The 23,886-nt window shown below is 65.6% G+C and carries 24 protein-coding genes and 2 pseudogenes; 9 read left to right on the forward strand and 17 right to left on the reverse strand.

Annotated features, from left to right (window positions below; all coding sequences use genetic code 11):
- Positions 1-340: 340 nt before the first annotated feature.
- Positions 341-1,483 (reverse strand): annotated as a pseudogene (locus tag HQN59_RS18040) (IS3 family transposase); the annotation flags it as partial.
- A 168-nt stretch (positions 1,484-1,651) separates the two neighbouring features.
- Here HQN59_RS18040 and HQN59_RS18045 point away from each other — a divergent pair.
- A complete protein-coding gene (locus tag HQN59_RS18045) occupies positions 1,652-1,852 on the forward strand; it encodes a hypothetical protein (protein WP_176070525.1) in 201 nt (66 codons plus the stop codon).
- A 4-nt stretch (positions 1,853-1,856) separates the two neighbouring features.
- Here HQN59_RS18045 and HQN59_RS18050 read toward each other — a convergent pair whose 3' ends face one another.
- Positions 1,857-2,072, reverse strand: coding sequence for a hypothetical protein (locus HQN59_RS18050; RefSeq protein WP_176070526.1), 216 nt, complete (start codon positions 2,070-2,072; stop codon positions 1,857-1,859).
- A gap of 1,749 nt (positions 2,073-3,821) precedes the next feature.
- Here HQN59_RS18050 and HQN59_RS18055 point away from each other — a divergent pair.
- Entirely contained in the window at positions 3,822-4,109 is a 288-nt protein-coding gene (locus HQN59_RS18055; protein WP_176070527.1) for a hypothetical protein, read from the forward strand.
- A gap of 451 nt (positions 4,110-4,560) precedes the next feature.
- On the opposite strand, the gene HQN59_RS18060 is transcribed toward HQN59_RS18055, so the two are convergent.
- From HQN59_RS18060 to HQN59_RS18070, 3 genes are all read right to left on the reverse strand, one after another.
- The gene (locus tag HQN59_RS18060; RefSeq protein WP_176070528.1) at positions 4,561-5,139 is read right to left on the reverse strand and encodes an H-NS family nucleoid-associated regulatory protein; all 579 of its coding nucleotides are present in this window, start codon (positions 5,137-5,139) and stop codon (positions 4,561-4,563) included.
- A 32-nt stretch (positions 5,140-5,171) separates the two neighbouring features.
- Positions 5,172-6,761, reverse strand: a complete 1,590-nt coding sequence (locus HQN59_RS18065; protein ID WP_176070529.1) for a recombinase family protein — start codon at positions 6,759-6,761, stop codon at positions 5,172-5,174.
- Positions 6,762-7,059: 298 nt separating this feature from the next.
- The gene (locus HQN59_RS18070; protein ID WP_176070530.1) at positions 7,060-7,260 is read right to left on the reverse strand and encodes a hypothetical protein; all 201 of its coding nucleotides are present in this window, start codon (positions 7,258-7,260) and stop codon (positions 7,060-7,062) included.
- A gap of 357 nt (positions 7,261-7,617) precedes the next feature.
- Between HQN59_RS18070 and HQN59_RS26225 the strand changes: the two are divergent.
- Positions 7,618-7,791 (forward strand): annotated as a pseudogene (locus HQN59_RS26225) (hypothetical protein); the annotation flags it as partial.
- Here HQN59_RS26225 and HQN59_RS26230 read toward each other — a convergent pair.
- A complete protein-coding gene (locus HQN59_RS26230) occupies positions 7,723-8,103 on the reverse strand; it encodes a hypothetical protein (RefSeq protein ID WP_246295008.1) in 381 nt (126 codons plus the stop codon). The pseudogene HQN59_RS26225 and the gene HQN59_RS26230 sit on opposite strands and share 69 nt — an antisense overlap.
- Between HQN59_RS26230 and HQN59_RS26235 the strand changes: the two genes are divergently transcribed.
- Entirely contained in the window at positions 8,096-8,389 is a 294-nt protein-coding gene (locus HQN59_RS26235) for a M23 family metallopeptidase (RefSeq protein WP_246295009.1), read from the forward strand. The two genes, HQN59_RS26230 and HQN59_RS26235, sit on opposite strands and share 8 nt — an antisense overlap.
- A 228-nt stretch (positions 8,390-8,617) precedes the next feature.
- Here HQN59_RS26235 and fghA read toward each other — a convergent pair whose 3' ends face one another.
- Complete coding sequence (fghA, locus tag HQN59_RS18080; protein ID WP_176070531.1) at positions 8,618-9,451, reverse strand: S-formylglutathione hydrolase; 834 nt, start codon at positions 9,449-9,451, stop codon at positions 8,618-8,620.
- Between the two features lie 288 nt (positions 9,452-9,739).
- Between fghA and HQN59_RS18085 the strand changes: the two genes are divergently transcribed.
- Positions 9,740-10,399 carry an NUDIX hydrolase gene (locus tag HQN59_RS18085; protein ID WP_176070532.1) on the forward strand — a complete coding sequence of 220 codons (660 nt, stop codon included), beginning with the start codon at positions 9,740-9,742 and terminating at the stop codon, positions 10,397-10,399.
- Between the two features lie 218 nt (positions 10,400-10,617).
- Here the strand turns inward: HQN59_RS18085 and HQN59_RS18090 are convergent, their stop codons facing one another.
- Positions 10,618-11,994 carry a TIGR03013 family XrtA/PEP-CTERM system glycosyltransferase gene (locus tag HQN59_RS18090; protein ID WP_176070533.1) on the reverse strand — a complete coding sequence of 459 codons (1,377 nt, stop codon included), beginning with the start codon at positions 11,992-11,994 and terminating at the stop codon, positions 10,618-10,620.
- 907 nt (positions 11,995-12,901) lie between these two features.
- Here HQN59_RS18090 and HQN59_RS18095 point away from each other — a divergent pair.
- The 3 genes from HQN59_RS18095 (at position 12,902) to HQN59_RS27075 (ending at position 13,846) form a co-directional block, all read left to right on the forward strand.
- Positions 12,902-13,105, forward strand: a complete 204-nt coding sequence (locus tag HQN59_RS18095; RefSeq protein ID WP_176070534.1) for a hypothetical protein — start codon at positions 12,902-12,904, stop codon at positions 13,103-13,105.
- A gap of 326 nt (positions 13,106-13,431) precedes the next feature.
- Positions 13,432-13,500, forward strand: a complete 69-nt coding sequence (locus HQN59_RS27070) for a hypothetical protein (protein WP_425342746.1) — start codon at positions 13,432-13,434, stop codon at positions 13,498-13,500.
- A 1-nt stretch (position 13,501) separates the two neighbouring features.
- Positions 13,502-13,846 carry a hypothetical protein gene (locus HQN59_RS27075; RefSeq protein WP_176070536.1) on the forward strand — a complete coding sequence of 115 codons (345 nt, stop codon included), beginning with the start codon at positions 13,502-13,504 and terminating at the stop codon, positions 13,844-13,846.
- A 17-nt stretch (positions 13,847-13,863) separates the two neighbouring features.
- Here HQN59_RS27075 and HQN59_RS18110 read toward each other — a convergent pair whose 3' ends face one another.
- The 9 genes from HQN59_RS18110 to HQN59_RS18150 form a co-directional block, all read right to left on the reverse strand.
- A complete protein-coding gene (locus tag HQN59_RS18110; RefSeq protein ID WP_176070537.1) occupies positions 13,864-14,730 on the reverse strand; it encodes a fumarylacetoacetate hydrolase family protein in 867 nt (288 codons plus the stop codon).
- Positions 14,731-14,808: 78 nt separating this feature from the next.
- Positions 14,809-15,600, reverse strand: a complete 792-nt coding sequence (locus HQN59_RS18115; protein WP_176070538.1) for an SDR family oxidoreductase — start codon at positions 15,598-15,600, stop codon at positions 14,809-14,811.
- Positions 15,601-15,737: 137 nt separating this feature from the next.
- Positions 15,738-16,673 (reverse strand): PDR/VanB family oxidoreductase, encoded by a 936-nt coding sequence (locus HQN59_RS18120; protein ID WP_342451243.1) that lies wholly within the window; start codon positions 16,671-16,673, stop codon positions 15,738-15,740.
- 25 nt (positions 16,674-16,698) lie between these two features.
- The gene (locus HQN59_RS18125) at positions 16,699-17,703 is read right to left on the reverse strand and encodes a DODA-type extradiol aromatic ring-opening family dioxygenase (RefSeq protein WP_176070539.1); all 1,005 of its coding nucleotides are present in this window, start codon (positions 17,701-17,703) and stop codon (positions 16,699-16,701) included.
- Positions 17,704-17,742: 39 nt separating this feature from the next.
- Entirely contained in the window at positions 17,743-18,417 is a 675-nt protein-coding gene (locus tag HQN59_RS18130) for an RraA family protein (protein ID WP_176070540.1), read from the reverse strand.
- Positions 18,414-19,466, reverse strand: a complete 1,053-nt coding sequence (locus HQN59_RS18135) for an amidohydrolase family protein (RefSeq protein WP_176070541.1) — start codon at positions 19,464-19,466, stop codon at positions 18,414-18,416. The genes HQN59_RS18130 and HQN59_RS18135 overlap by 4 nt, the downstream gene beginning before the upstream one ends.
- 20 nt (positions 19,467-19,486) lie before the next feature.
- Positions 19,487-20,659, reverse strand: a complete 1,173-nt coding sequence (locus tag HQN59_RS18140; protein ID WP_176070542.1) for a Gfo/Idh/MocA family protein — start codon at positions 20,657-20,659, stop codon at positions 19,487-19,489.
- Positions 20,660-21,643, reverse strand: a complete 984-nt coding sequence (locus HQN59_RS18145; protein WP_176070543.1) for a Bug family tripartite tricarboxylate transporter substrate binding protein — start codon at positions 21,641-21,643, stop codon at positions 20,660-20,662. It abuts the gene before it with no gap.
- Position 21,644: 1 nt separating this feature from the next.
- Positions 21,645-22,982, reverse strand: a complete 1,338-nt coding sequence (locus tag HQN59_RS18150) for a Rieske 2Fe-2S domain-containing protein (protein WP_176070544.1) — start codon at positions 22,980-22,982, stop codon at positions 21,645-21,647.
- On the opposite strand from HQN59_RS18150, the gene HQN59_RS18155 reads away from it, so the two are divergent.
- The gene (locus tag HQN59_RS18155) at positions 22,981-23,877 is read left to right on the forward strand and encodes an IclR family transcriptional regulator (protein WP_176070545.1); all 897 of its coding nucleotides are present in this window, start codon (positions 22,981-22,983) and stop codon (positions 23,875-23,877) included. The two genes, HQN59_RS18150 and HQN59_RS18155, sit on opposite strands and share 2 nt — an antisense overlap.
- The last annotated feature ends 9 nt before the right edge of the window (positions 23,878-23,886 follow it).

Raw genomic sequence — 23,886 nt, forward strand, 5'->3', positions numbered from 1 at the left:
CTTGCGCGTCTTCTTGGTCGAGAGATTCAGGCCGAGTCCGAGCTGCTTCATGCTCGCCATCGTCGCGCCGGCGCCGACCTCATGCAAGACGGGTCAGCACGGGGTTATGCAGACCTTCCCTAAGGCTGGCCCAATCGGTCCAGAGCAGGTCATCGTCGGCTGTGCCCACGGCGGCTCCCAAAGTGGAGTTGACCCCGTCTCGCGGAGAGTCTTGAGCTTGGATATCAAGCCGGTTCGATGGTGCTCGGTGCAGGGTTATCCACCGGCGGCGTGGCGCACGCCACGCTAGCGCCGCGGTGGGTAACCCGTGTCTCACGGGTTCGGTTTTGAGTCCGCCGCGTCTGCTTTCGAAGTCGGCCGGCGAGCGGTAGCCGAGCGCGCTGTGGCGGCCGCGCGGGTTGTACCAGCCCTCGATGTACGTGAACAGCGCCAGCCTCGCCTCCGTTTTGCTCTTGAAGTTGCGGCGATCGATCAGCTCGCACTCGAGGCTGGCGAAGAAGCTCTCGGCCATCGCGTTGTCGTAGGCATCGCCCACGCTGCCCATGGACGGGCGCACGCCCGTCTCCCTGCAGCGCTTGCCGAACTCGATCGCCGTGTACTGGCTAACCCTGGTCACTATGGTGCACGACGGCTTGGGGCTTGCGTTGCTGCAGCGCCATGTTGAGCGCCGCCAAGACCAGCTCGCCCGTCATGCGCTCGCCGATGGACCAGCCCACCACGCGGCGACTCCACACGTCGAGCACCACGGCCAGGAAGATGAACCCGGCCCACGTCGGGACGTAGGTCATGTCCGCGACCCAGAGCTGATCCGGTCCGCCGGCGCTGAAGCGCCGCTGCACCAGGTCGGGCGCGGGCGCACTCCGCGCATCGCGCCGCGTGGTCACGATGAAGCCGCGGCGGCGGCTGACGCCACGGATCTGAGCGCGGCGCATCAGGCGCGCAACGCGCTTTCTGCTGATCACCACGCCTTGGTCCATCAGCTCGGCGCGCACCCGTGGCATGCCGTACGTCGCGTCGGAACCGGCATGCACCGCGCGAATGCGCTCGGTCGTCACGGCGTCGTCGATCGCGCGCTTGCTCGGCTCTCGGTCACGCCAGCTGGGCGACACCTGCAGAGCGCGGCACATCGCGTCGATGGGGAAGCAGGCCTGGTTCGCCATGATCAGTTCGAAGACGACGTGGGCGTCTTCTCGCCTCTGGCGGCGAACCAGGCCGTAGCCTTTGCCAAGATGTCGCGCTCCATCTGCAGCCGCCGGTTGTCGCGACGCAGCCGCGCAAGCTCAGCACGCTCGGCGCTGCTCAGGCCGTCCTTACCGGGCAGTGGTTTGCCCTCGTCGAGCGCAGCCTGTGCAATCCAGTTGGTAACGGTCTGCGCAGAGCAGCCGAACTCACGCGCGAGCTCGGTAGGCGTGCGGCCGGCACGTGCCAGCTCGACGATCTGCTGGCGGAACTCCGCCGGGTACGGCGGTCGGGTCTTCGGCATCGCGGCGTCCTCCTCTCATAAGGATCGGGGCTCCGCGAAACAGGGTCAACTTCAAAGCTTACCGGAGCGTACCGCGAAGGCGCTGAGCGGCCGTGGCGTGAGGGTGGCTCCAAGGAGGCACGCCTCTCGCGGGATGCGCGCGAGCAAACCCAGGCCCAGCATCGCCCAATGAACCTACGCTCTCTTACTTTCGCGCACATCCGCTGGATCGAGCGATGTGCCGAGCGGATCCTCACCGGCGAAGCGGAGATCGGGCACATGGCCGCGGTGCAGCACGCTTTCGAGCTCCGCGCGGGCTGGGCCGAGCTCGATCCCGTCGTCGCGGCGGACGCCTACCTATCGCGGGAACTAATCGTGCTGCCGGAGTGAACGATCAGCGCTGGCTGCCGGAGGGCGGCCCCGGCCGCGAGTTCACCGCAGAGGCACCCTCAGCGGTGCCGTAGCGCTCCTCGCGGCTTGCGGGGTCGGGTTCCGCGTCCGGGTAGCGCGACCGCGCGTCTACCTCGGACATCCGGAACGACGTGAGTCGCCGCTTGCCGGTAATTTCGTCGGTGATCCACCAGCGGTAGAGGATGAGAGGCTCTGGCATGTGCATCGAATCGTAGCGGCTCGCCCGACCGACACCCCGCGGATGCTTTGCGGAGGTGGTTCTCGTGGGCGCCGTTGAAGTCGGAGCACATGCTGTCGATCGACGCATCTACCGCTTCAAAGTGGTCGAGCACCCTAACGCGCCCCGATCACCTCGTGCTGAATGTTCCCTCGTGTGCAGGATCCGGCATGGCCCGCTTCCCTCACGGGAAGGGGTTTGAGATGGGTGGAGATGGGACAGCCGAAGCGATGAGCCGGCTACCCGGCCCGCCGCATTGAAGATCCCCCACCCGTCTCCCTCACAACGGGACGGGGGCGCAGCTGGGGGAGCGCGGTGGGTCAGCCCGGCGCCAACGGCTGAATGCGTGACAAGGCGCGCAGCGCATGCGGACGCTGTGACAGGTTTCGTGGCGCGGGCGGACGCCCGAAGGAGCCGCCCGACACAGCCGAGCTGCGGCGACCCGCGGCCGACGTGCCACAAAGCGCAATCGACGGGCGCGGCGGCTGAGCCGCGCGAGCATTTCAGGCTTGCGCGGCCCGGCATCGGGCGTGGCGGGTGCCCAGGTGACGAACTGGGCGGCGCGGGAGGAAGCAACGTAAAGCGTTGCGCGCGACGCGTCGGCCAGTTGGTCAAGCGGGCCGTCGGTCGTGTACCAACGACGGACATCAGGGCCCGCGCTCCCTGGGCACGGGAGGGCCGCGCTCGGATCATGCCGACGTAGGAGGCCTGACTATCAGCCAAACTTGGGGCCAAAGACGGGCTGACGTGCGAACCTGCAATCCAAGTTCACATGAGCTGCAAGCGAATCTGAACGAAGGCGGTCGGGAGCCGGCCGATCCGCCGTGACCGTCGCAATCAGATTCTTGCTTGCAGCCGCATGGCTTCCTTGATTGCCAAGACGCCGCGGCGACGCGCCGACGATCGCGATGATCGTGAAGACGGCTTCAGCTGCAACTGGCGTCGCATCAGTCCAGCCACGAGGAGGATCCCACGATGCCGTCGAAGCGCCCGATGGTCGACGCCACTACCGTCGCGCACTCAGCAATCGCAGAAGACGTTGCAGCAAGCGACGCGGTCAAAGGCCCGCCATTGACGAAATCGGCGACCGAACCCGCCAGCCCTGGCATGCCCACGTGACGAATCGCTTGCCACTTCCGTACACCGCGAGTGCAGTCAACGCATGGCCAAAAGCAGAAACCCGCTTCGCGGCTGGAACGTTCATCGGCGTTCGGGGAAGCTCACGCGCCAGCGAGCGGGTTCCGCGGGAGCGTCGTGCTGCCGGAACGCCGGTAGCAGCTCACCTCGATACGCAGGCGCTATTCATCGTCGCACCAGCGCTGAGCAGCGCGATGACTGAAATCAGCACCCTCCTTCGGGTGCCCCGAAGCAGTACGCGGTTCGTTACAATTAGGGTGGAGGATCAGTCGAATGAAAGCGTTGGGGATTGCGCTTGCAGCAGCGGGCGCATGTGTGTTCGCGAGTGGTACCCAGGCACAGACTTCGTACCGGTGCCCGTCTGGCGACGGCAGATGGATCCTCTCTGACCGGCCGTGCAGCGGAGCTCCATCCACACGAATCATTTCGATTGGGCCGTTGCCAGAACGCCCAGAGCGACGCAGCACGTACGGTGCGCCCTCCACAGGCTCTTCGCAGAAGGCCGCTCCCTACCTCACTCATCAAAGCGCCGCCTGTGCAGAACTGAGCGAGGGACTGCGCAACGGTCCGAGTCGAGGGTTGGGCCCCGAGGCCATGGCCGAGCTGCGCGCCTCGTATTCGCAGCAATGCGCCGATGACGAGGCGCGGGCCCGCCATCGCTACACAGAGTTGCAAGGTGCGAAGCGAGTCGAGTTGATGCAACAGGAGCGAGCGCAAAAATCTGAACAGGACCGTCAACGGCTTGCCCAGGAACAATGCGATGAGATGTACCGGATCGTTGCTCTGAAGCGAAAAAAGGTGCCGGAGATGAACTCCGGGGAAAGAGCTGACTTCGAGCGCTTTCAGGAGAACTGGCGCAGCCGCTGCCCCGGCGCCAGGTGAGTCGGTGGGATGCGCGACGCATCCTCCGCGCCTGATACCCCCGAGCGAGCAGGGATACCTGGCTGCTCAAGATCTGCCGGCGCGGCCTCCACACGGGCATGCCCTTGCGCGCGCTCTCGTCCAGGCGCATGGCCGCTGCCTCCCGTTGATCCGGCACGACGGCACATGCAGGCTCAAGCATGCTGCCCGCGCGCAGCCCCCAATCGGCGCACTGGCACGATGCTGGGCAAACACGGCCGGTGCCGTGCGCGCCGTTTCAAAGCGATCAACTAAGCGCGCCCTGTGGCGCGCTTGGCCGCGCCGCTTAACCTGCTCCACGTCGCAGCGGCGCGTACCGGCGGTGCCCAACGCTGCGACGGGGTGTACCCTCACGTTTGCCTCGGAACGAAGACCCGCGTGGCCCTCAAGAGGAGCGTGGCAGCGCTCAACCTCGACCGGCGGCCTGCGGCGTTTACTGCGCGCGAAACTCCTCAAGCGACCGCCCCGCGGCGAGCGCCTTTTTCAACCAACCCGGACGCGGGCCCATTCCCGACCAGGTCTGCGTTCCATCGGTATACGCAACCCCGGCCCGCCTCGCCTTCTTGGCCGAGGCTTTCCTGCCCGGCGAGCTCTTCCGCGAAGCACCTGCATCGGAGCTCTCGCCCTGCGGGGTTGAAGAATCCTGCTCGCCCTCTTGTTCGGGTGTCCCGCGCCGCTGACTGCCGTCGGCCAGAAAGTCCTCGAGCTTGCCCCCGCTGCTCAGCGCGTCGCGCAACCACCTTGGCCGCGGCCCCATGCCACCCCAAACGTTCCCGTTGCCGTCTGCGTACTTGGGTGCACTGCCAGCCGCCTTCTTGCCAGCCTTCTTTGCCGCGCTCTTGCCCGCGCCTGCGCGCTTGCCGCCAAAGAGGTCCCGTTCAGTGAGCCCGTAGGTGCTGATAGCCTCTCTGATCTTGCCGATGACCTCGCCGGCCTCTTGCTTCTTGAGCCTGTCAGCTTCGGCTTGAAGCGCCTGAAGTTCCTTGTTGAGCTGGGCGTATGTCTTGGGCATTCGGTTCAATCCGAGTAACTAAACCCGGAAGTTTATAGATCTTTCGTGTTTGTTGCTTGCGCCGGTTGTGACATATCTGGGTTCGTTTTCGTCGCCTCGTCAAGGCCATGCGCGGTCCGCAGTTGCCTGAGGGAAGAAATCCTGTCGAGCAGTTGCTCGGGTGAATCGCACCAGAAGCGTGTCAGTTCGATTGGCACCTGCTCGGTAAGCCATGGCGGAAAGCCCACGACGACATCCGGTGACGGGGCGAGGAAGAAGTCAATCGCCCGAAGCCTCGCTTCCATCCGAACCACGAGGTCCAAATCAACATCTCGGCTCAGCCGGTCAACGCGCAGGCGCCATACGCGCCCCACGGGACTCAGGGTCGAGTAAAGGAGCCGAAGGCGCATCTTGAGCTCCGGCAACATCAAGACATGCAAGCGACCGTCGTAGGCGACGGTGTGACCGGCTTCCTTGAGTCGCTCGGCCAGGGCAGTGCCAAAGGCCGAGGCGTCGGCCTTGCGCTCGCACGTGCGCTCGGAAATCGCGCGGCTCAACTCTGTCGGGTCTTGCCCCACGCGCCTCATGCACTCTCTCAAACCGCCGAGGCGGTCGCGTAAGGTCGCTTTGCCGGGTAAGCCCTGGGCGCGAAGGTCGCGGGTGACGAGGAGCGGGCTGCGCTTGAGCGCTGTCTCTAGGTTCCGCAGAATCTGCTCGTCCGTTTGCTTTCTGCTGAGCTCGAGGTGGGTGCGGCGCTGAATCTGTGCCCACGTGTGATCGTCGAGCACGCGTGGAACGGTTCCGTCGCCCCGCGACGGACCACAGTTCACGATGCGCCCTTTGTGCCCGGTGCGGCCCCAGACGAAGTTGCCGACCAAGGCTTCGTTCCTGACCAGGGTCGCGATTCCCCTGCCCGTGAGCGCGCGTCCTTGGTGATCGCGCCAGCCCTCGATGGCTCCGAGCCGTGCAATGTCCGCGAAACTGAGGCAGGTATGCGCGTAGAGCGCGCAGATGCGCTTAACGAGCTCGACCTCCTCCGTTGAGGCAAGCACCCACTCGATGCGATCGGTTGCAGCAATCTTGCGCTGACCGGCCTCGAGCATGACTCGCCGCCGACCGTCGGCCGAGACAGAGCACCGCCGGTAACCCAAGGGTGGCAAGGCCCCCATCTGAAAGCCCCGGGTGATCACCTGCGCCTGACCCGCCCTGGACTTGTTCGCGAGATCGCGGCTGTACTCGGCCGCCATTGCCCGTCTCATGCTCTTGAGCATCGCGGTGATGGGATTGACCTCGGGTCCGAACATTTCGGCCACGTAGACGACCTCGGCGCCGTGCAGCCTGCAGTAATACTCGTAGTAGGCAGCCGCGTCGGTGTCCTGAAAGCGCCCCCACCTGCTCACGTCGTACACAAGAACGGTTGAGAACTGATTCGCCTCGGTGACGTCGCGGAGCAACGTCATCAACCCAGGGCGATTCTTCAAATGGACGCCGCTGCGGCCTTCATCCTCGTAGGTGGCCACGATCTGCAGGTTGCGCGCGGCCGCGTACGCCGCAATCGCTTCCTTCTGGACCGCTGGCGACAGGTCTTGCTTGTCGATGGACATCCGGACGTACTGAGCGGCGTGGTGAGCAGACGGGTTCATGGCCGACCTCCTGTTGAAGAGGCACGACTAGGCTCCTACGTTCCGCCTGGGTCAACGTTGACCGTCGCTGGGCAGCTTCTGCATAGAGCGTCATCGCTCCGAGTTTCGACTCCGGTTCCCGGCGCATTGAAGCGGCAGTAGAGACGGCTTGGCTGTGGAGTGCCGTGCCTCCACAGTGTTTTCGCCGCACCACCAACCGAAGAGCCACGCGTCATCGGCAGTTGCCGAAAAGACTGCCATCTAACAGATCCAATGAACCGGGCTTGCGAACGCGTCAGCGGCTGCATCACCAGCCGGATCATGGCGGCAAGACCACAAGCTCGCGTTCCACGAACGCATCCGCCGTTTGGACCGGATCCATCGGGAGCAATGCACCCGCCAGTTCGAACGCGTGCTGTACGGCAGCCATGTGCCCGAGCTCGGGCTCCCCTGCCGGGATACGCTCGGCGCAGCGCTCATTCCCACGGACCTGCGCGAAGGTGAGGCTCGTACTGTCCATGGCGATCCTGTCGGCTGCGCGGCGACATTCTTTGCCGCCGTTCGGCCGAGAACATTCCACTGAGGGGTTGTCCCTCTTTCGAGCGCCGGCGCTCTGAAGGGCGCGCGGAGAAGCGCGTGGTTCGTTGGTAGCAAAGCATCGTTCGCGGGACACAGACCTCATTTCCTAGCTTCGACGATGTAGCTCGGCCTTCCGCCAACGCGGGCGCGACCAGTCTTGAGGCGGCGGCCGCACGACTCCCCCCACGAGGCTGGCGCGGCATCGCACGGCTACGATGAAGCCGTGCGCCGCCGCCTTGCTCTCGCATCCCTTTAGGCCGGAATCGTTGCGCCCTGGCTCGCCCGCGCGTCATCGTCAATGCTGCAGCGTGTTGCGGCAGCGCCCGGGGGCGTAGCGATCGTCGAGCTCGGCGCCGCCGAGCTGCGACCATCAGCAACGTTCGACGGCCAGCGCGTGATGGTGCTAGCCGATCGCCAACGGGCGCGGTTCTGGATTGCCATTGTCGGCATTGGACTCGCTGCCGATCCGAAGAAGCGGCAGACGCTTACCCTGCACGCTGGCGACGGCGCGGCGCGCGAAATCGCATTTGGGCTTGAGCCCAAGAGGTACGCCGAGCAGCGACTGACCGTTGCGCTTCGGCATGTGGAGCTGTCGGCGGAGGACCTGGCGCGCTATGAACGCGAGCGCGTGCACCTGGCGAAACGTGTTGAGCCGCTTCACGGCCTCGCCGGAGCCAGCGACGCTGCTGCTCGCGAGTCCGGCCAAGGGGCCGCGCTCGTCGTCGTTCGGCTTGCGCCGCGTCTTCAACGGCGAGCGACGCAATCCGCACAGCGGGATGGACATCGCCGCGTCGACGGGCACGCCGGTTGTTGCCGCGGCTGCCGGCGCTGTCGCCGACACCGGCGACTACTTCTTCAACGGCAAGACCGTGATCATCGACCATGGTCAGGGCTTTCTGACGCTGTACTGCCACCTGTCCGCGATCGAGACCGCCGTCGGCGAGTTCGTCGAGGCCGGCGTGCAGATCGGCCGCGTCGGTGCGACGGGTCGCGCGACCGGCGCTCATCTTCACTTCAGCGTCTATCTGAATGCCACGCCAGTCGATCCGGCGCTCTTCCTTGCGCCATGAGCGACGGGTACGCCGACGCACGCCTCGCCTCCCACCCCTACAACCGCATGAACTGCGCCACTCCCGCTCCAGGAGGTTTCGAAGGGCACCGCCGACTGCCGCCACGCGTGAATCCACGCTCCAGCGCCATTGGCGGTGTGCGTCGAAGCGCAGGCTCGTTCAGCGTAGCCCTGGCGTCTATCGTTGTCGCTCTGCAGCGCTCCAGAAGCGAAGCTCGCGTTCTCTTTTTCAAACGGACAAAGTGGCCGAATGATGGGCGAAGTGATCCTTCAGGAAGCTGGCAATGAAGTAGTAGCTGTGGTCGTAGTCCGGCCGCATGCGCAGTTCGATTGGGTGGCCAGCGGCCTCGCAGGCAGCTTTCAGCAACTCTGGACGCAGCTGAGCGGCGAGGAATTCGTCAGCCTCTCCCTGGTCCACCAAGAGCGGCAAGCGTTCACTCGCCATTCGCACCAGCTCGACGGCATCCCACGTCTTCCATGCTTCACGGTCCTCCCCCAGGTAAGCGCCGAAGGCCTTCTGGCCCCAAGGCACCTGCGTCGGCGCCACGATCGGCGAGAACGCCGATACGCTGCAGTAGCGGCCGGGATTTCGCAGGGCGGTCACCAGGGCACCATGGCCACCCATCGAGTGGCCGAAGATGCCTCGCCGCTCACTGGCCGGGAAGTTCTGCTCGACGAGCGCCGGCAGCTCCCGGGCCACGTAGTCCTGCATGCGGTAGTTCGCTGCCCAAGGCTCGTGAGTGGCGTTGAGGTAAAAACCTGCGCCCTGGCCCAGGTTGTAGGCCGGATCGTCTGCCACGGCTTGGCCGCGCGGGCTGGTGTCAGGAACGACGACGATCAAGTCATGCCGCGCCGCGTGTTCCTGCGCGCCGGCCTTGGTGATGAAGTTTTGCTCGCTGCAGGTCAGACCCGAGAGCCAGTAGAGGACCGGCCGTCGCTCGCCCCGCAGTGCCGCCTTCGGCAGAAAAACGCCGAACTTCATGTCGCAGCTCAGCGCGGTGCTGGCATGCTTCCACACCTCCTGCCGACCGCCGTAGCTGGCGTGCTGTTCAACGCGTTCCATGCGGTTCTCCCAGGCCTCGGGGTAAGTGCCCCTCGTCGTGACGACAGGGGGCCAGAATGTCCATCAACGGCGACTTTAGGGCGTCGTAGAGCTCGAGGCCCAGAACGCGCAACCGCGCGGCGGGATCGCACACGTCGCGCGGCAGGTCCACACTTTTCTCGACGCATTCCAGCCAAGCGGGCGACACGCTTCTTTCGTGGGCTCTGCCGCCCGCAACGACTGGCAGGCTGATCGCCCAGCCGTACATTCGTCCCGTGATCGACAGACGCGGTCGACGCCGGCCCTCGCATGCAGTTCGATAACTCGTTGCGGCAGCACATCCAGCGCAATCTGAGCGCGTTTGTAGTCCATCCTGCCGCGACGGACGCGCACCACGCCGCTGCGGTCGCCCTGGCGATAGTCGAGGAAGGCGACGGAGCTCGTGTCAAGGGCCTCCCAGTGCCCACCGGCTGGAGTCCTGAAGCGGCACTGCTCCTGACGCGTCGAGCCGCGAGCCTCCGGAACCACCCGAGCCAGTGGGCGCTTCCCGGCGGCCGGATCGATGGGAACGAGTCGGCGGAAGCAGCTGCCCTGCGCGAACTGGTCGAGGAGGTTGGCCTAGATCTCGATGGCGCGGTGGTACTCGGCAGGTTGGACGATTTCGTCACCCGTTCAGGATTCGTCATCACGCCCGTGGTCGTCTGGGCTGGTTCAACCGGCGCGCTCGTCGCCAACCCCAGTGAGGTCGCCAGCATCCACCGCATTCCTGTCACCGAGTTCATGCGCACCGACGCGCCGTTGCTGGAGCAGGACGCCGAAGGCGAGGAGCCCGTCCTGCGCATGCCGGTGGGCAACTCATGGATCGCGGCACCGACCGCCGCTCTGCTCTACCAGTTCAGAGAGGTTTGCATCGCCGAGCGGTCCACCCGGGTGGCGCACTACGAGCAACCGCTATTTGCTCGCCGTTGACCTACTAAGCGACCCATGCCGACACCGAGGACACAGCCGGGCGGCGGACGGATGGCGGTGCCCCCCAGGGAGCTGTCGTTCGACCTCCGAATCGGGTGACGGTACCCAGTTTTCTTGCAGGCGCACGACGGTGTGCCTTTCGGCGGACGAACCTCCCCGAAGCACGGCGCCTCTCGGCGATTGACGCACGCGTGAGCAAATCTCAACCCGGCGATCCCTCAGCGCGCGCCCTTGCCCGATAGCACGACGCCGACGGTCTCGAGCATCACGGCGATGTCGAGCCCGAGGTCGTGGTTCTTCACGTAGTAGAGGTCATAACGCAGCTTCTCCAGTGCATCATCGATCGTCGCTCCATACGGGTAGCGCACCTGGGTCCAGCCGGTAAGTCCGGGTTTCACGCTGTGACGCAGTGCGTAGTACGGAATGATCCGCGTCAGCTGCTCCACGAACAACGGTCGCTCAGGACGCGGCCCGACAAGGCTCATGTCGCCCCTCAGCACGTTCAGGAACTGCGGGATCTCGTCGATCCGAAAGCGCCTAATGAAGTGGCCGACGCGCGTGACGCGGGCGTCCTGCGCGGCTGCCCACTGCGGCACACCGTCCTTCTCGGCGTCGACGCGCATGCTGCGGAACTTCAGCACACGGAACGGCTTGCCGCCGCGACCCACGCGCTCTTGGCGGTAAAATACCGGGCCGCGGCTCTCGAGCGCGATGGACGCTGCGGCCAGCGCTATTAGCGGCACCGCCATTGCGAGCAGCAGCAGCGCGCCGCAGATGTCGAACGCGCGCTTGACGGCGCTGCGCAGCGGCCCCTGTTTAAAGCCGTCTCCGAACGCCAGCCATCCCGGTTGCGCCTGCTCGATCGCGATCTGCCCCAGCATAGTCTCGTAGCAGGTCGACAAGTCCGAGACGCGCACGCCCCCGGCCTTGCACTCCAGCAGCTCGCGCAAGGGCATGCTGCCGCCGCGGCGCTCGGCGATGGCCACGACCACCTCGTCGACGCGGTGGGCGGCGACGACCTCGCGCAGGCTGCGGCCGCCGACGAGCAACTGGTCGGCTTCGACCGCATGCGTCGGCTCGTTGGGGCCGGCCAAGTAGCCGACGATCTCCACGTCGGGAGTTGTCGCCCGAAGTGATTCGCCCAGTTGTCGCGCCGCGTTTCCTGAGCCAAAGATCATGAGGCGGTGACGCGCACGCGTGGCAGCGCGAGCATGCGTGGCCCAGACCCGATGCCCTATCACGGTCGCGATCACGGTCATCAACAGCCAGCCGAAGTCGCTGCGGCGACCTCGTGCCGCGGGCTGGAGGGCGAGGACGGTGTCGGCGAGCAGGAACGCGAGCGCCAGCGCCAGCCCAGCCTGCGCCCAGGCCAGGGTCGCCGAACCGCGGAGCGTCACGTTGTAGACCCCGGACGCGACAGTGCCGAGCAGCACGCAACCGGCCAAGGCGAGCGCCAGCGAAAGCGCCGCGGGCAGGGCGACCGCATGCGCCGGCAACGTGGCGACCAGCAGGCTCCCGGCCCCGGCCATTCCAGCGTCGACGCTGGCGTGGCGGAGCGAGGGGGTGCATCGGTGGCGATCGATCAGGCGGACCATGGCGGAACTCCGGAAGGGGACGAAGCGCCTTCTTCCGCGTTCAGCTGACACGCGACGCCACGCGAGGAGCGCGACGGCGGGTCATTGAACGCGTGAGGGGCACACGCTTGCCGAGCGGAGGAACCGCCGCTCGACGGCATCAATGCGCCGGCTGTGCCGCCGCAACCCTCGTCAGCCGCCTTCGAGGCGGGCGTCCAGGGCGGCGGGATTGTGGTGGCGCCTGGCTCGCTCGCAGGCGTCGTTCAGACTTCTTTACCCGCGGCCACGCCCGCTCAACGAATCGGGTCAGCAGCGCAGCCGACCGGCGCAGGGCGCCGCAACGCTTCCCATGGAGGTGCGACCAAAGCCACGCAGCGCCCTCGCCCGCCCGGCAACGCTCGCTCACCCGCGCCTGCGTGGGCAATAAAACCGCTCTGCAGCGGGAGCTGCCGGTCACGAGCCGCGTTCCTACTCAGCTCAAAGGCACCAAGCAGTCGCTCGGCCGGGGCCCGAGCTGGGGCTCGACGGTCTGCTGTACGAGGAACAGCGGTCGGACGACTTCGGCACGTCGGGTCACACCGTGCGAGTGACCGCTTCCCTACCGTTTGAACTAGCGGTGCCGACCCAGAGCCGACCTTCGGCTTGCCCTCTTCCTGCGCCGGAAGCAGTCAGCAAAGGCAATCCGGCGCTGCCGGCGCGGTCTTATTGCCTGCGACGAAGCCGCCCCCGCGAACGAACACCCGTACGGGCCCCAAGTCGCCTGTTGGGACCCAAGGAGCCGACAGTGATCGCGCGGTGCGGCCGGCCGCCGTCCTTCACGGTCAGCAGGTACGAGGCTGTGCCCCGGGTATTGCCCGGTGTGTCGAGTACCCGCACCTCCTGCTCGCCGAGTCGGATCACGTCGCCGTCCTTTACGGTCCAATCGGGCGTGATCATCGTCCATGCTCGCGGTGTCGCCTTCAAGTCGGCAGAGAAGCTGGGTGCGCGCGTGGTTCGCAACCGGTACTGGCCGATGTCGATGGCAGAGCGTGGCTTCGCCGCCGCCTGTGACGAGGTCTGGCACGAGGTATTTCAGCGCGTTGAGCGTCAGGTCAACGCCAAGCGTCCACCGACACCGTCTTCAGGTGACTGAAATCGGTCGCGTACCAGTAGGCGTTCTTCTCGCCGCCCACTACCACCGTGCTGATCTCCTGCGGGTCGGACCGTGCCGCCCGGCACTTCGTCGGACACGCTCGCGCGGCCGCTGGGCGCACGCCTGCGTGCCAAGCTCGGTCGCAACGTGATCGTCGATTCGAAATCAGGCGCGGGCGGCTTGCTCGCGGTGCACTACCTGCGCCAGTTCGACGGCGACGATTCCTACATCATGATGGCTCCGAACTCGTCGGTATCGCTGCTGCCGCTGTTCGCGACCCGTCCCACCTCTTCCTGGCGCCGCAGCTGTCAGTCACGATGCCGCGAATGCGCCACGTCTTCTACGTCTTCTATCCCTCGCATTTGCTGGTGCTCTGGATCATCACCAAGCTGTGACATGGGCATCATTGCGTTCGAATGGACCGGCGCCGTTCTCGGACTCCTCGGCGCATTTCTGCTCGCGACCCACACGACCATGTCGCGCTACGATTGGTTGGCTTTCCTGGGTGCGAACGCCGCCCTGATCGAATTCGCGCTAGCGATCGGCGCGCACGGTTTGCTCGTGCAGCAACGCGGCTTCACAGCGACGACGCTGCTCGGCATCCATCGCTCGAGGCTCTACAGTGCGGACACTCAGCGTTTGACGGCCGTGGCGGCCCAACAGGGCGCAGCAGCCATTGGTACGTCGGAGACACAAAGGTCAGGCCGGCGTCCTTTACAAGCGAAGCCAAGTCGCTCTTAGTAAGCCAGGGCGTCGCGTCATCCGTCGATCAGCTTCGGATCCCAGGCATGCACCTTCTGGCGCTGCTCGCCGAGGCCGTCGATGCCCAGCCGCATATCGTCGCCGGCCTTGAGGAAGACCGGGCTCGGCTTGATGCCCATGCCGACGCCGGGCGGCGTGCCGGTGGTGATGAGGTCGCCGGGGTAGAGCGTCATGAAGGCGCTCACGTACGAGACCAGCTTCGCGACGCCGAAGATCATGGTCGACGTGTTGCCGGTCTGCATGCGCTTGCCGTTGACGTCGAGCCACATCGGCAGGTCCTGCGGATCCTTCACCTCGTCGGCCGTGACGAGCCAGGGGCCGACTGGGCCGAAGGTGTCGCAGCCCTTGCCCTTGTCCCACTGGCCGCCACGCTCGAGCTGGTATTCGCGCTCGGAGATGTCGTTGACGACGCAGTAGCCGGCGACGTGCTTCAGGGCGTCGGCCTCGCTGACGTAGCGCGCGACGTCGCCTATGACGATGCCGAGCTCGACCTCCCAGTCGCTCTTTTTCGAGTCCTTCGGCAGCACCACAACGTCGTTGCAGCCGACCAGGCAGGAGGTCGGCTTCATGAAGACGATCGGCTCCTTCGGGATCGGCGCGCCGCTCTCGGCCGCGTGGTCGGCGTAGTTGAGGCCGATGCAGACGAACTTGCCCATGTTCGACCACGGCGGGGCGATGCGGCCCGGCGCGGCGACGGCAGGCAGCTTCGACGCGTCGACCTCGCGCAGCTTCTGCAGGCCGGCGCGCGTCAGCATGGAGGCGGTGATGTCGGGCGTCACGCCGGACAGGTCGCGCACGGTGCCCTGCGCATCGACGAGCGCGGGCTTCTCGGCGCCCTTGGCGCCGTATCGCATCAGTTTCATGGCTTATTCAACTTTCTTGTTCGGTCAAGGATCAGAATCCCAGTGGGCAGACCCAAATGCATTCAGAACGTCTGGCGGTCAAAAAACCGTGCGCACTTTGCCTCCGTCGATGACGATGCTTTGGCCGACGATGTAGCTCGCATACCGACTGCACAGGAACGCGCACAGCGCGCCGACATCTTCCGGATCCCCAAAGCGGCCTGTCGCATTGCCCTGGGTACCCAAACGCCAGTTGTCGTACTCGGCCGCGTAGGTTGTTCCGTTCTTTTCTGCCAAATCGATAAACATCTTCTTCATGCCCGGGGTCTCGAACATGCCGGGCAAGATCGTGTTGATGGCGATGTTGAAGCGTGACATCGGTCGCGCGATCGACGCCGCATAGTTGACTAAGGCTGCCTTGGGTGCGCCTGACAACACGCGCTGGTCCAGCCCTGACTTCACACCGATCGTCGCGATGTTCACGATTCGTCCGAAACCTCTCTCCTTCATTCCACCAACGACTTCGCGCATTAGCTCAAGCGGGCCAAGAAAACCGGTGTCGATCGCCTGAGCCCACTCCGCGCTCTCGATTGCGAGAGGGTCTTCGGTAATACGAGGGGGCGACGACGTGATCACCGTGATCTCGGGCTCGGGGCAAGCGGCCAACAGAGTCTCTCGGCCGGCCGCGGTCGAGTGGTCCGCCACGACGGGGACGACGCGGGCACCCGTGGTCCGAGCGATTTCCTCAGCCGTAGCCAACAAACGCGACTCGGTACGCGCCGAGATATGCAAGTCGGCACCTTCACGAGCCAGTGCAATCGCGCATTGCCTTCCCATCCCAGCGCTAGCTCCGGCCAGCAATGCGCGTCTCCCGTTGATGCCGAAGTCCACAGTAATTCCTTTAAGACAGGGTTATCTTGCGGTCGTGCGTGGCAATCGAATTGCGTATGCGCACTAGACGGGAGGGGGAAGGGATCCGATCGGCCTTTTGCGACTGCCGGACACCAGCAGACTTCCCGCCTCGGTCTTCAAATATCTAGCTCAAGCACAGCGGTCTTCGCGCGGGACACGCAACACATGATCTTGTCGCCAGCCGCTTGCTCTTCGTCGGTGAGGAAGACGTCGCGGTGATCGGGGACGCCCGACAGCACGCCAGTCAAACAGGTTCCGCACACGCCCTGCTCGCAGCTCGTCTCGATCGCGACGCCGGCGTCGCGCAGGACCCCGGCGATCGTCTGGTCGGCGCCCACTAGGTGCTCACCGCCAGTGCGCGCAAGGCGGATGATGAAGCTGTCGCGCGGGCCGGCAAGTGCCGCCGTGCCGGCGCTGAAGTATTCGAGGTGGACGCTGTCAGGCGGCCAGGTTGAGGCGGCCGTTGACTCGACGAGGTCCATAAAAGGCCGTGGTCCGCACAGGTATAGCTCAGCACCTTCCGGCCGGTTCCACAGGAGACGGCGCAGGTAGGCTCGTACTGCATCCGGCTCGGTCGCGTAGTGGAAGTCAACGCGGCCGAGGAAGCGTCGCTCCGACAGAAGCGAGTGAAAGGCCGTGTGGGCGATCGACCGCGTGAAGTAGTGCAGCGAGTACGCGGCGCCTTCTTCCTGAAGATGAAGCGCCATCGACAGTAGCGGCGTAACGCCGATGCCGGCGCCGACGAGCAGCACCGGCCCGCGGGGCGGCTTCAGCGCAAAGTTGTTGCGCGGCGCGCCGATCTCGATGACGTCGCCGACGCACAGCGACGAATGCAGGAACGACGATCCGCCTCGGGAGTCGGATTCGCGCTTGACGGCAATGCGGTAGCAATCGGTCTCGCTCGGCGCGTTGCAGAGCGAATACTGACGCACGAGGCCTGGCGCAACGTGGACGTCGATGTGCGAGCCCGGCGTGAACAGCGGCAACGCCTCCTCGTCTGCGCCGACAAGCTCGAAGGATTTAATGTCGATCGCCTCTTCACGGATGGCCACGACCCTCGCCTTCAGCATCGGCGGCTCACGCATCCATCTCCCAGTGTGCGAAGCCGATTCCGCACGGCGACGCGTGGACCGGGATGTAGTCGATCACGCGCCCGGGGCGATCGGCAACGGCCGCCGCCATTATCCAGTTGCGCGTCTCGCCCGAGCCGCCGCCCACGCCGCTCTTCATGCCGGTACCGCCGGAGAACTGCTGAAAGCACTTCAAATCTGCGTGTTCGGCGCGCGGCCTCCACGCGTCGAAGTATTCGGCCATTGCGTCGGCGTCGCCCGCCTCAAGACGCGCCAAGATCGCACGATCAAAGTCCTCGTCGAGATACGACTCGGCCGCGCCCGGCGTGTGCCACAACCCGCCTGAGCCGAGCACGGCAACGCGTAGGTCCTTCGGCCACTCCTCCTCGACGATCCTGCGCGCCGCGCGCGCCAGCGCAGCGCAACGCGCCGCTGTCGGCTGCGGCGCATAGAGGCAGTTGACGAGCACCGGCACCATCGGCACGTCGAAGCGGCCATTGGTGAGCGGGCCCGCGGGTCGCATGAAGGCGTGGCCCATGCCGATCTCTTTATTCGGCAGGTCAAGCATGAAGGCTGGGTCGAAGCCGGCCTCCATCAGGCCGTAGAGCATCGTCTTCGCGAGGTCCGGCCGCGCGCCGATCGCGGCCCAATGCTCTGGCGACCTCGGCTTGAAGGGTCGCGACCCGAGCTTGCCAGCGTAGCGCACGGCTTTGTAGCCTTCGAACGCACCGCCGACATAGACGGCGAAGGCCGGATGGTTGTCGAGGTTGAACTGTTCCTCCTGGTCGTCGCCGAAGGCAAGGACTACGTCGGGACGCGAGGCTTGGAAAACGTCGCGCAGCCGCGCCAGGCCTTCATGGACGCGGCGGTGCTTGCGCTCATTTTCGGCATCGTCGTCGACGGTCGCGCCAGGCGCGTAGCTGCGGCCGGCACGTGTGCGGTTCCACCAATCAAGCGGTTCGAACAGGAAAGGCGAGTGAGATGTCGCCAGTACGGTGCAGATCTTGGCCACGTCAGTTGGGTGCGGAAGTGAAGTGAGTGGGAGGCGTCATCAGGTGAGGGAGTAGCCCTTATCGCGCAGCGTCTTGTCAACCCAGCTGCGATCAGACGAGCCCGCGAGGAAGTGCTTCATTGCTGCGGTCTCCTTGACGACGATGGCCTGTGCCGAGGCCAGCACGCGATCGGCTTCGGCCTGCGGCACGGCGACGAGGCCGTCCGCATCTCCGACGACGATGTCACCCGGTGTCACCGGCATCGTGCCGATCACGACCGGGACATTTATCTCGCCCGGGCCGTTGCGGTACGGACCGCGATGCGTGATGCCCGCCGCGTAGACCGGGAAGTCGCTAGCCGCAAGCTCAGCGGAGTCGCGGATCGCCCCCCAAATCACGAGGCCGGCGATGCCGCGCTGGCGCGCGTACGTCGCCATCAGCTCGCCGATGATCGCGTTGCCGGTGTGTCCGCCACCATCGACGACGATGACGTCGCCCGGCTGCGCCATGTCGAGGGCCTTGTGGACGAGCAGGTTGTCGCCGGGCGCGGTTCGCACCGTGAACGCCGGGCCAGCGAGGCGTGCGCCACGGTGCATCGGCCGCAGCGCGCTGCCGCCGTCATAGAGGCGCTCCATGCTGTCTGAGAGGTGGGGCGTCACCATCTTGCCGAGCGCTTCGACGATGCGTCGATCGGGTCGCGATGGAATGTCGCGGATGCGCATTGCGCCACTCATGCCGTACCTCCTGGCGTCGTTGAGAGATGGCCGCGCCGAGCCAGCAGACGGTCGAGAGCGGGGTACACGCGCCTTGCGTTGCCTTCGAAGATCTTGTGGCGGTCCTCAGCACTCAGGTCGGGCAGGCCGTCGACATAGCGACGCGTGTCGTCGTAGTGGTGACCCGTCTCTGGGTCGATGCCGCGCACGGCGCCGACCATTTCGGAGCCGAACAGGATGTTGTCGACCGGCAAGACCTTCTTCATCAGCTCGATGCCCGGCAGGTGGTAGACGCAGGTGTCGAAGAAGACGTTGCCGAGCAGGTGGTCGGCGAGGAGCGGCTTACCGAGGTTTTGCGCAAGGCCGCGGTAGCGGCCCCAGTGAAACGGCGCGGCCCCGCCACCGTGCGGGATCACAAAGCGCAGCGTGGGGAAGCGTTTGAACAGGTCGCCCTGCACGAGCTGCATGAATGCGGTCGTGTCGCCATTGATGTAGTGGGCGCCGGTGCCGTGGAAGTTAGGGTTGCACGACGACGACACGTGGATCATCGCCGGCACATCGAGCTCGCAGAGCTTCTCGTAAACAGGGAACCAGTGTTCGTCGGTGAGAGGCGGGTCGCGCCACATGCCGCCGGTCGGGTCAGGGTTGAGGTTGACGCCGACGAAGCCGAGCTCGTTGACGATGCGCTCGAGCTCGGTGATGCAGTTGCGCGGTGAGACGCCGGGTGACTGCGGCAGCTGGCCGACGCCGACGAAGCTGTCAGGCAGCAGCGTGCAGACGCGGTGGATCAGGTCGTTGCAAGTCGTCGTCCACTGACGGCTTACAGCTTCCGTGCCGACGTGGTGCGCCATGCCGGCCGCGCGGGGCGAGAAGAGCGTCAAGTCGGTGCCGCGCTGACGCTGAAATTCGAGCTGCGGTTGGACGCTGTCGACGATCGCTTGATCGGAGATGCCCAGGTCCAGCGAACCTGGCTTGCGAGACGCGTCTGCGAGCCCGGCGAGCTGCTTGTCGCGAAACGCATGGAACGCCGCGGGCTCGGTCGTGTAGTGGCCGTGGATGTCAATGATCAAGGCGGGCTCCGCGTGCGGATTCAATGGAGGACGACTTCGCGGCGAAGTCGCGCGGATTCCTGGATAGCGAGGCACGTCTCGACCGTCGTACGAGCGAACGCGCCGTCATGGCTTGGCGGGGTGCCGTCGAGTACGGCGGCGCACAACTCGTCGACCACGCGAGTGCGGCCGTCGCTCGACGACGGCAGCGAAATCTCGTGCACACCGTCGTCGTCGTAGACCGCGACGCCGTCGGGCGTCGTGCGGACATCGGCGCGCTCGAAGGTGGCGATCAGCGTGCCGAAGTGCGGTTGGTGCTGGGCGACGCCGCGCTGCTGATTGCTGCCGCCACCGTAGCCGTAGTGCGTGGCGCGCAATCGCGCTTCCGCGTCGCCGCCGGTGAGCGACGACAGAGCCCGGCGAGACTCCCCGTGGCGTGGTGTCTTCCGGCGCCCGGTCGAGGAAACCCAGCCGTGCAACTCGTCGCTGTCGAAGTGGTCATAACCGCTGTAGACGGCACTCGCCGCGGCTCCGTTCACAAAGTCGATGAAGGCCATGCAGCAGCCTTCGGTCGGCCGCGTCGGGTCGAGCACGGCGGTCGACGCTCGCACGCTGCGCACGGGCGATCGTGCGAGCAGGCGCGCGATGTCAACGTGATGCGGCAACTGGTTGAAAAGGATGCCGCCGCCCTGCGCCGTGTCGAGTTCCTCGGGCCGACGCGGGCGGTAGAGGAAATCGGTGTAGTTCCAGAGCGCGAGCATTGCCAGGGAGCCCCACTCGCCGGCCTCTGACCGCCGGGCAATTTCGGCGATGGCCGGATCAAAGCTGTGCGTGTGGCCGACAACGAGCGCAACCTCAGCCCGGGCAGCCGCCTCGGTCATCGCGTCGCAGTCGGCGAGAGTGAGCGCCATGGGCTTTTCGACCACGACGTGTTTGCCGTGCTCCGCCGCGAGCAACGTGTGCGACCGGTGGAACTGGTGCGGCGTCGCGATGTAGACGGCGTCGACATCGGCGCGCGCTATCAGCGCCTCAGCCTCGTCTTCGACGGGCAGCGCGTAATCACGCGCGAAGCGGGCCCGCAGCTCGGCGTCGCGATCGGCGACGCCGGCGAGCGTCGCACGCGGGTGGCGCAAGAGGCAGGGCACCATCAGCCCGCCCGCAATGCCGAGCCCGACGACCCCGACCCGCAACCGATGTTCAGTCCGATCGGCCATTCACTCGGGCTTCACGTTCGCCAGCTTGCCGGCGCGCTCGAACTTCTTTAGGTTGTCGCGGATAATCTCGGTGTACTCCTCCGGCGTCGTCCAACGGATCTGCCGCGTTCCCCCAGCCGAAAGCTGTTCGCGCACATCAGGGCTTTCAAGCGTCGCCTTCAGCGCTGCCGAGAGCTTCCTCACGACAGCGGGCGGCATGTTCGCTGGGCCGAGCAGACCAAGCTGCGACTCCATGTTGTAGCCTTTCACGTACTCGGAGACCAATGGCACGTTGGGCAGCGCGGGAAGGCGCTTGCCCCCCGTCGCTGCGAGGACGACGGCGCTGCCCGCCTGCACGTGCGGCTGCACTGTCTGGTAGGCAGCGATGAGGATTGGCACGTCGCCACCGAGGAATGCTGGCAGCGCCTGGCCGCCGCCCTTGTACGGAATGTGCTGGACGTCGATGCCGACGCCGTCTTTGAACACCTCCATTGCAAGATGGTGGATCGTGCCGATACCTGCCGAGCCATAGCTCAGCTTGCCGGGATTCGCCTTCGCCTCACGGATGAGGTCGTCGAGCGAGCGAATCTTCGTCGTCTTCGTGTTGGCGATGATCACGATGCCCGCGCCATCGGTCATCATGCCGATGGGCGTGAGGTCAGTGAGCGTCTTGTACGAGAGGTCCTTGTAAATGTAAGGAGCGATCTCGAGCTGGCCGGTCTCGCCGAGAAGGAGCGTGTAGCCGTCGGCCGGCGAGTGCACGACGGCCCCTGTCGCAAGGGTTCCGCCGGCACCGGGACGGTTGTCCACTATGACGGACTGACCGAGGATCTGTGAGAGCTTGGGCGCGATTGTGCGCGCGGAGAAGTCGGGGCCAGTGGCTCCCGGCACGTAGCCGACGATGATCTTGATCGGCCGACTGGGATAGCCCTGCGCCTGGGCGGGCGCGTGCAGGGCGACCAGCCCGGCCGCGAACGCGAGCAGGATGCGCCACGATGTCTTCATTTCATGTCTCCTCGTTTTCGATAGGCTTGGCGTACTCGGTCAGGTAGTCGTCGGCGCTAGAGGTCGAGGACAGGCTGCTGATGGCCCGCGCGGTGGCGCGCCCGGCGCTGCTCGCCGCGATCGGCTCGATACCCTTCTGCAGATCGCGCGCCATCGCCAGGAGCTTGCGGCGTGCGGTGACGATCGCGATGTCGGAGCCCATCAAGTGCTCCCGGCTGCGGTCAACGATGCCCCGCGGGCCCGTGGGCGCCGGGCGCATACCCTCCTGTACCGAACGGTCCTGCTGATTGACGCCCCAGATGCCAGTGAAGTTGACTGTCTTCTGCATCTGCCGATCGATGAGGTAGTCGTTGCCGATGTTGGCTTCGGGCACGAAGGCGTCGATGGGCTGGCCCTGCCCGAGCTGTACGACCATGCGCTTCGTACGCGGCGGAAAGTGCGCGCCACCAGCGATGAGCGCACGTTCGTCGGCCGAGAGCGGACCGTCGATCCGAAAGCTGTAGGCGAAGGTCGTCGTGTGGGTGTCGTCGATCGGCACCCAGGCGCGGCCGCCACTGCCGTTAAACGTCTGGGCTGGCGCGCGCGGGATCAGGCTGAACATCGGCGCAAGCCATTGCGAGACGCGCCAGAAGTAGTTGTCGCCGCGGCGACGTCGCGCAATGCTCGAGAAGCCGTATTCGGTGTCCTTGACCGTGATCAGCGGGGCGCCGTCGGCGCCGGCAAGGTCAGCGCCGGTGACACCGAGCGCCGAATCATTCGGGTCCAGCTCCTGGTGCAGAAAGCTGATGTGAGAGCTGTCGATCTCGCCTTCCGCGCCTTGCAGCCAGTTTGAGTTCTGCAGCCAGCGCGACGCGTGCGACTGGCTCTCTGGCACGCGTGTCCATTCGAAGTCCGGTCTGGGCGGCATGCGCTCCTTCGGCCCCATGTAGACCCACACGACTCCGCCAGCCTCATGGGTCGGGTAAGCGGTGATCCCGAGCGCAGCTCGCACGCGTGGGTTGTCCTTGACGCGCGCGTCATTTGGCACGTCCACGCACTGACCGTCGACGTCGAACTTCCAGCCGTGGTATGCGCAGCGCACCCCACAGTCCTCGTTCCGCCCGAAAAAGAGCGGCGCACCGCGGTGCGCGCAATAGGCCTCGACGACGCCAACGCGTCCCGCGCTGTCGCGAAAGGCGAGCAGGTCTTCGCAGAGGATGCGCAACCGCACGGGCACGGAGTCGCGCTCCTTCACCTCTTCGGAGAGGACGGCCGGCAGCCAAAAACGGCGAAAGAGCTCGCCCATGGCCGTGCCGGGACCTACGCGGGTCAGCAGTTCGTTGTCGTCCTGAGAAAGCATGGGCAGCGATCGAGCCTCGGAGGCCTTCAGTACATCACACGTCGCATCGCGCTTTCAAGTCCACGGAAAGCATTTCGCATATGCGAAACCGCTGCCTTTCGCATATGCGAAAGCTTTTTCGCCCGGGCGCAAGGAGCTCGTCCGTGTTAACGTTGATTTCATGCTTATCCGGACCGTCGACAGCGCGCTACAGATGTTCGAGGCGTTCGCCGAGCACGGAAAATCAATGACGCTGTCGGAAATGTCGCGCCGGCTCGCCATACCGACTTCGACGTGCTTCGGCCTGATACGCACGCTCGAAGCGCGCGGCTACTTGTACGAGGTCGGTGGTCGCAAGGCCTACTATCCGACCGCGCGCTGGCTCGTGAAGTCGCGCGAGATCGAAAAGAGCGATCCGATCTACGAGGTGATCCACCCTCATCTCGAGAAGCTTCGCGATGCAAGTGACGAGACGGTTGTCCTCTCGAAACGTCTCGGCGATGCCCTCGTCTACCTCGACGTCGTCGAAAGCCGGCAGACCATCCGTTACATCGCCGAGGTCGGCGACCTGAAGTCGCTCAATCGCACCTCCAGCGGCAAGGCGTTGCTGTCATCCCTGCCCGAGCGCGAACGCGAGGCGGTGATCGCCAAGCTTCAAGGCGGCAGCGGCGCCCGCCTAACGGCCGCGCAGCGCACGACACTGCAGGGCGACATCGCGCGTGGCACGAAAGATGGTTGGTTTGTCGGTCGCGGCGAGACGAGTATGGACGTGATGGGTGCAGCCGTTCCGGTGACGATGGGCAGCGACGTGTTCGCGATCGGTATCGCCGGCCCGCTCGCGCGCATGGATCCGCGCCTGAAGTCGCACGCTCGACTGCTTCTCGCGGCGGGCAAGGTCCTGGCCAAGCAGTTGTAGTAACCGCCT

It is taken from the genome of Rhizobacter koreensis (assembly GCF_013366375.1).
In the GTDB taxonomy this organism is placed as follows: domain Bacteria; phylum Pseudomonadota; class Gammaproteobacteria; order Burkholderiales; family Burkholderiaceae_C; genus Schlegelella_A; species Schlegelella_A koreensis.